Origin of the sequence: Microcystis sp. M179S2, from assembly GCF_020245805.1 — a bacterium.
GTDB classification, from domain to species: Bacteria; Cyanobacteriota; Cyanobacteriia; order Cyanobacteriales; family Microcystaceae; genus Microcystis; species Microcystis aeruginosa.
Map to the genome: position 1 here is coordinate 21,955 of NZ_JADBUE010000152.1, position 6,088 is coordinate 28,042.

8 protein-coding genes are annotated in these 6,088 nt (G+C 47.1%); 4 read left to right on the forward strand and 4 right to left on the reverse strand.

The genetic code is table 11. The features are described from left to right. Positions 1 to 3 precede the first annotated feature (3 nt). The 3 genes from rplK to IM500_RS09130 all read left to right on the forward strand — a co-directional run bounded on the left by rplK (position 4) and on the right by IM500_RS09130 (position 2,262). Positions 4 to 429, forward strand: coding sequence for a 50S ribosomal protein L11 (gene rplK, locus IM500_RS09120; RefSeq protein ID WP_002735897.1), 426 nt, complete (start codon positions 4 to 6; stop codon positions 427 to 429). Between the two features lie 55 nt (positions 430 to 484). Next, the gene (gene rplA, locus IM500_RS09125; RefSeq protein WP_002765993.1) at positions 485 to 1,198 is read left to right on the forward strand and encodes a 50S ribosomal protein L1; all 714 of its coding nucleotides are present in this window, start codon (positions 485 to 487) and stop codon (positions 1,196 to 1,198) included. Between the two features lie 140 nt (positions 1,199 to 1,338). After that, positions 1,339 to 2,262: a bifunctional riboflavin kinase/FAD synthetase gene (locus tag IM500_RS09130; protein ID WP_190722835.1), complete on the forward strand. Its 924-nt coding sequence runs from the start codon at positions 1,339 to 1,341 to the stop codon at positions 2,260 to 2,262. On the opposite strand, the gene IM500_RS09135 is transcribed toward IM500_RS09130, so the two are convergent. After that, positions 2,259 to 2,531 carry a hypothetical protein gene (locus tag IM500_RS09135; RefSeq protein ID WP_190722836.1) on the reverse strand — a complete coding sequence of 91 codons (273 nt, stop codon included), beginning with the start codon at positions 2,529 to 2,531 and terminating at the stop codon, positions 2,259 to 2,261. The two genes, IM500_RS09130 and IM500_RS09135, sit on opposite strands and share 4 nt — an antisense overlap. A 6-nt stretch (positions 2,532 to 2,537) precedes the next feature. Beyond that, positions 2,538 to 3,056 (reverse strand): hypothetical protein, encoded by a 519-nt coding sequence (locus tag IM500_RS09140; RefSeq protein WP_190722837.1) that lies wholly within the window; start codon positions 3,054 to 3,056, stop codon positions 2,538 to 2,540. Positions 3,057 to 3,310: 254 nt separating this feature from the next. On the opposite strand from IM500_RS09140, the gene IM500_RS09145 reads away from it, so the two are divergent. After that, positions 3,311 to 4,234 (forward strand): AAA family ATPase, encoded by a 924-nt coding sequence (locus IM500_RS09145; protein ID WP_190722838.1) that lies wholly within the window; start codon positions 3,311 to 3,313, stop codon positions 4,232 to 4,234. 338 nt (positions 4,235 to 4,572) lie between these two features. Here the strand turns inward: IM500_RS09145 and IM500_RS09150 are convergent, their stop codons facing one another. Both IM500_RS09150 and IM500_RS09155 read right to left on the reverse strand, forming a co-directional pair. After that, positions 4,573 to 5,487, reverse strand: a complete 915-nt coding sequence (locus tag IM500_RS09150; protein ID WP_287738166.1) for a C1 family peptidase — start codon at positions 5,485 to 5,487, stop codon at positions 4,573 to 4,575. Between the two features lie 54 nt (positions 5,488 to 5,541). Continuing rightward, positions 5,542 to 5,862, reverse strand: a complete 321-nt coding sequence (locus tag IM500_RS09155) for a protease inhibitor I42 family protein (protein WP_002796889.1) — start codon at positions 5,860 to 5,862, stop codon at positions 5,542 to 5,544. Positions 5,863 to 6,088 lie beyond the last annotated feature (226 nt).

Genomic DNA, 6,088 nt, shown 5'->3' on the forward strand with positions numbered 1-6,088 from the left:
ATCATGGCTAAAAAAGTCGTCGCAATTATTAAACTAGCTTTACCTGCTGGTAAGGCTAACCCTGCTCCTCCCGTGGGTCCTGCTTTAGGTCAACACGGGGTGAATATTATGGCGTTTTGTAAAGATTACAACGCTAAAACCGCCGATCAGGCTGGGATGATCATCCCTGTGGAAATCTCCGTTTTTGAGGATCGTAGTTTTACCTTTGTCCTCAAAACTCCCCCCGCTTCCGTTCTCATCCGCAAAGCGGCCGGTGTGGAAAGAGGTTCCAACGAACCCAACAAGAAATTTGTCGCCACCATTACCCGCGACCAATTACGGGAAATCGCCCAAACTAAAATGCCCGATCTTAACGCTAACGACATCGAAGCGGCCATGAATATTGTGGCGGGAACGGCCAGAAATATGGGTGTCAAGATCTCAGACTAAATCTTATTTCGGGGAGAAGTTAAGCTTCGTTATTACCCAAGGAGCAACAAATCAGATGGTAAAAAAAGTTTCACGACGTTTGCGAGATGCCCAGGCTAAGGTAGAAAATAAAGCCTACGAGCCATTAGAGGCACTGACATTATTAAAGGAATTAGCGACGGCGAAATTCGACGAAACCGCCGAAGCTCATATTCGTTTAGGTATCGATCCTAAATATACCGACCAACAACTGCGGACAACGGTAAGTTTACCCAAAGGAACCGGACGCACGGTGCGAGTAGCGGTCATTACTCGCGGGGAAAAGGTACAGGAAGCGAACAACGCCGGGGCCGATATCGTTGGTTCAGAAGAATTAATCGAAGAAATCGCCAAGGGAATGATGGATTTCGAGGTGTTAATTGCCACCCCCGATATGATGCCGAAAGTGGCTAAATTAGGTCGTCAACTCGGTCCGCGGGGTTTAATGCCTTCACCGAAAGGGGGAACCGTAACCACGGATTTAACGGGAGCAATCTCTGAGTTTAAAGCGGGTAAATTGGAATTCCGGGCCGATCGCACCGGGATCGTTCACGTTCAATTTGGCAAAGCTTCTTTTAGTGCCGAGGATCTGTTAGTTAATTTGAAAGCTTTACAGGAAACGGTGGACAGAAACCGTCCTTCCGGAGCCAAAGGTCGTTACTGGCGTACAGTTTATGTTTCTTCCTCCATGGGGCCATCGATTCAAGTGGATATTAGCACCCTGCGGGATCTGAAATTAGCAGAAGGTTAATACAGTTATTTTTTCTGAAAAAGCCTCCAAGGGATTGGGGGTGTTTTTTTAGCTTGATCGCCCGATTGATATAGAATCAAAAGGCTACACTCAAGATTAATCGCTTGAATTATTCTCTTGTATCTGTTCTTAGAGCCAGCGTGTGGATTGTAGATTCCCCTAATACCCGCATTTTAGCCCCTTGTGCGATCGCACTAGGTAACTTTGATGGTTTGCACCTAGGTCATCAAACCGTCCTACAGCCAATTTTTCAGGATGAACCCGCTTATCCCACCGTTGTTAGTTTTACTCCCCACCCGCGGGAATTTTTTACGGGGGAAAAATGGCAGTTATTAACTCCTCTAGGGGAAAAAGTAGAGGTTTTAGAGAATTTAGGCGTTAAACAATTAGTTTTACTGCCTTTTTCTGCTCAATTAGCTTCCCTGACACCCTTGGCTTTTATCGAACAGGTTTTAGTAGCAAAATTACAGACTAAATCGATCAGTGTTGGTCAAGATTTCCGCTTCGGTTATCGTCGTCAAGGTACAGCGGAAGATTTATTACAGATCGCCTCTCAATTTAATATTAAAGTCGAGATTGTTGGTTTGAAAAACTGTGGGACGGGTCGAATTAGTAGTTCCCTAATTCGTCAAGCTTTGGCAGCAGGAAACGTTGAGCAAGCCGGACAAATGTTAGGTCGTCCCTACAGTTTAACCGGTCGCGTGGTCATCGGGCAACAGCTGGGCAGAACATTAGGTTTTCATACCGCTAATCTACAGGTTCCCCCCGATAAATTATTGCCGCGATTCGGGGTTTATTGCGGTTGGGTGCATCTCGATGGTTCTCGCTTACCGGCAGTTATGAATATCGGTTATCGTCCCACGATCGAGGGAAAAACTATCAGTGTGGAAATCCATTTATTGGATTGGTCGGGCTATATATATGATCGCATTTTAACGATGGATTTAGTGCAATTCCTGCGACCAGAACAGAAATTTAATTCTCTCGATCGATTAAAAAATCAGATCGAGATAGACTGCGATCACTCTCGATTAATTCTAACTTCTGTAACTGACAACTGCTAATATTTTTGGTATTCTCTTTCCACTTTACCCACGGCTTTCAATAAAGGAGAATCGAGGGAATCGATCCAATCAGCTACTTCTCGCGCTAATCCTAGGGTAACAATGCCTTGAGACGGTGGTAATTGACCAGCTAACGCCTGACTTTTGATGGTTTTCAGGACAGAAATTAAACCCTCAATCCGAGTCGATCTTTCTGTTTTCGGCATCTGTTCGGCCACGGTAATAGCTTGGTCAATTGATTGAACTAATTCCCTCATGTTCGTTTCCATAATATTCTAGCGACAGGAAAGAGATGTAACCGTTATTGCTCGCCCCTCTCCCCATTGTATATTGGCATCTCGCGAGTCTTTAATAAAAGTTTGCTGACCACCACCGGGATAACAATCAGCCGGATTCTGGGGGGCGACAATTCCTTGATAAACCGTTGTTCCCGCAGGTAAAGTCACCGATATTACTTTGGTCGCTTGATTGGGAGGATTCCACTTTTGATCGAGGGCTAAATTTCTGATCACCTCCACATTGGTGGTATATTGATCCGTGGTCAGAAAACGACCTTTTTTGTAATTTTCGTCACTATAATAACGGAAAAAAGTCTGGGGTTTTTCTAGGGTAACTGCCTGACATTCACTATTGCGAAAAGTGATGGCAAGATCTGGAGGAAGGGGACAGGAAGGAGCCTGATCTTGAGCCAATATTTTCCGAGAATTGAAAGTCAAATTTTCGGGTAAACTATTGGTTAATGTACTGGCCGCAATTCCTAAAACAAGACTAAAAACGAGCGAACTGGCTTTCATCTTCACTGATTAAGAGAAATTCTTCTCGATTTTACCGTACTGAACCGACTTAAAATCTTGATTTCGCCCACTGGCAACAATTCTTAACTAATTTTCTCCCTGCTCGCCACCCTAACCCCGATTAGCTCCCTAGTAGAAAATTTCCCGCCATTGTCTGTCAACTTTTCTCGCTAGTGTGGGCAAATTAGGAAAAGAATCGTTAAGATCAAAAAAACTTAACATTAATCTTCTTGACAGAATACCCCATTTGTGCTATGAGAGACGCTATTGATATTTTGATGGAAAATTTGAGCCAGAGCATCGTCGGCCAAACCGAATCGATTCGCATTGTGCTGGTGGCTTTACTCAGTGGTGGCCACGCTCTCCTCGAAGATGTCCCCGGAGTCGGCAAAACCCTGTTAGCCAAATCCTTAGCGCGTTCAATTAACGGTCGTTTCCAACGGGTACAATGCACCCCTGACCTCCTGCCTAGTGATATCACGGGAACCACGATTTGGAACCCCAACAGTCGCGAATTTGAATTTATCCCCGGCCCCGCTTTTGCTAACGTCCTGTTGGCCGATGAAATCAACCGGGCCACCCCGCGCACCCAATCGGCACTTCTAGAAGTCATGGAAGAAAAACAAGTTACCGTCGATGGAGAAGCGCGGCCGGTCCCCCAACCCTTCTTTGTGATCGCCACCCAAAATCCGATCGAATATCAAGGCACTTTTCCGCTTCCAGAAGCACAAATGGACCGTTTTGCCGTTTGCCTGAGTTTGGGTTATCCCAGTGCCACAGAAGAATTAAAAATGTTACAAAGACAGCATTCTCAAGAGGCGGTTAAATCCCTAGAAGCTTGTATTTCCTTAGAACAGGTGGGAGAATTGCAAAGATTAGTCAGTCTGGTCCAGGTAGCTCCTGCTTTACAGCAATATATCGTCGATTTAGTCCGCGCTACCCGTGATCACGAAGATATTAGTTTAGGAGTCAGTCCCCGGGGTTGTGTGGTTTTGCAAAAAGCAGTTCAAGCTTACGCTTTCTTGGAAGGTCGCGATTATGCTATCCCCGATGATGTTAAGTTGATTACTCCCTACGTCTTCTGCCATCGTCTGATTCCTAGTCACGGTCGTCAAGCTAAAGCTATCGTGGAAAGACTTCTGCAATCGGTGGCGATCGAGGATCGCATCTATGCTTAAATTTCAGTTATCGATGAATGGTAAGTTACAGGGTATTTCTAAATTCGGCCAAATTGGTAGAGCCGATCTATTAATTGCTAGTATTGCCTTAGCTAACTCAAGGCTGGAGTAAAAATATTTTGAACGTGCTTCTGTTTTTACTTTTTTTGACCATCTTTCCATGCCAGAACAGTAATCAAAACGGAGGAAGCAGGAAGCCCTCGCTTTTAGCGATGGGTATGTCACAAAGCTTCCCCTAAAAAATTCAACAAACGGTGAGTTTTCCCAGCGTCCCCCCTATTCTGAAAAAACTCACCAGAAGCCTTTATCTCGCCCCTCACCCTTATCGAATCGGTCTCCTATCCGAACTGTCCCGTATCGACCCATTCACTCTTGATTAGCGACCACCAATCAGTTGCCAGACCATCGAGGACGTACTTGTAGGGCAGCCAGCCGTAGCCAGCGCTTCCCCATCCCGTCCCCCAAGAGTTGCGGATGAGCAAGGCACCAGTGGTTTCAATGCCACCCGCATTGGTGTTCTTGATCTTGAGGTTGTCGTCGTAACCAACTGCGTCAATGGCGTGACCGCCGAGAACTCTCTCGCCCCGAGTCGGGTAAGGAATCTTACCGCCATTGGTGTTGGCCTGACTGATAGAACTGTAAACAGTAAAGCCAAACATTGAGGGCAGCCCATTTGCCAAGTAGGTTTTAATCTGAGTTAATAGGTTGCTCCGTGTCGTTCCTGGGGGGTCGAGGCGGTAGTAGGAAATCGCCTGATAGCTTTGGCCAAAAGCGTAGCAGAATGCCGACGGCTCTTTGTCAAAATCAGCGATATTGTAGGGATAGTACTCTTCTGGTGGTACGCCAAACAAGGTGAGGGCGTACATTGTTGAGCGCAAGAAGGCCCCCGTATCTCCCGTCCATTTGAGCAAGTTGCGCGTCACTTTGTAAAGAAAGAGGCGCGAGGCATCTATGTGTTTGCCAAAAGCTCGCCGCTCAAAATACTCCACCAGTCCGACCCCGGCGTGGGCCGTACAAGAACCGATAGTTTGTTGATCCTCCATGGGGGAACACCACGGCCTCAAGTCCACGCTGGCTGGCAGCGCTGCTGGGGCAGATGTCGTTGCTCCCACTTTGGCCAGCATTTGCTTGACAGATGGCTGTCCCAAAGCTTGCAGTTTGGATGGTACGCGTTCAGATTGAAAAGTGACATCACGAATATCGGGATAGTCAGGCAACCATCCCATTGCGGGAATTACAAATGTTTCACTCATTTTTCCTTTCCTCCTAAGTCGTTACTCACTAGCCCTTGGCTATCTGAGAAGCCTTTACTCTCGGACTTGGAGCGTGACAGTAAATCGTTCGACAATTGACGGCTCTCCCTGCCACTCTCGCCAGAGCTTAAGCTTTAGTTGGCCTATCCCAGCCCGTTGCGCTTTAAAGGTCAGGACTCTCTGACCGCCCCCGCCGACTTTCGACTCCCCGGCAGGTACATACTCAGAGGACTGCAGCTCCACTAAATCGCCCCCGCCGCCATCAAGCGCCCACTGAAAGCCGGTAGTGGGATTCTCGTCGAGGGACAGTAGCAGCAGGTCGTTGACCTGCATGGTGATGGATTTGCCGTTGTCAGTGCGAGTAAGGGTTAGCATTGTATCTTGACCGTTCCCTCCTTTCGGGTTCCACTCTGTCGCCCCACAGCCCTGGGAAAAGACCGGGGAAAGCACGAGGATTAGAGTTTTGACATCCTCGCCGCCCTAAAAGTGCGGCGATTCCTAAACCTCACGATTTAAGTTTCTGCTTCCACCACCGTCGCATACCACAGTTAAAAAACCATGTACTGTCTTACACAGAGTCCACAGACTTTCGCCCCATTTC